The sequence below is a fragment of the Phocaeicola sp. RTP21198st1_B8_RTP21198_201120 genome (genome assembly GCF_040929485.1).
GTDB lineage: Bacteria > Bacteroidota > Bacteroidia > Bacteroidales > Bacteroidaceae > Phocaeicola > Phocaeicola dorei.
Genome location: NZ_JBCOCI010000451.1, coordinates 622 through 1,176 on the forward strand (window position 1 = coordinate 622; position 555 = coordinate 1,176).

Genomic DNA, 555 nt, shown 5'->3' on the forward strand with positions numbered 1-555 from the left:
TCAGAATATAGCCTGTCTAATGAATGAAGGAGGTAGTCGTAATATTAAACAGCATCAAGGTTTTTACGATGTAATCCTGAATCAAAAGCTGGACTTCATTACAAAGGGGTTATCATTGAAAGCATCGTTGTCTTACACTACTTCTTCATCATGGACCACCCAGATCATGCCGGGTAAGATTTTGGGTAAAGACGATCTGGTTGCCCAGCGTACGCATATTCGTATGAATCGTGTGTATGATTACGCTAATCCTATTTACAATGCTGATGGAACAATTACTTATAATTATACCGAGAAACGTTATCCGGATGAAAACGCTCCCGGAGATTTACCTGTTGGTGGGGTTTATGACGGCTTCAAGGCTTACGGGCGTAAACTTTATTACGAATTAGCATTGAATTACAACCGCCAGTTTGGCGATCACGATGTAAGTGCCTTGTTTGTGTTTAACCGTAAGATGAACGAATCGACAAATCAGAATGTGATGAACTTCCCGGCTTACGAAGAAGATTGGGTAGGTCGTGTCACTTACAACTTCAAAGAGCGTTATCTTGC

Annotated in this window: 1 pseudogene; it reads left to right on the forward strand. The window is 41.1% G+C overall.

Going from position 1 to position 555, the window contains the following annotated elements:
• Nucleotides 1-555, forward strand: a pseudogene (locus tag AB5935_RS27195) (TonB-dependent receptor); the annotation flags it as partial.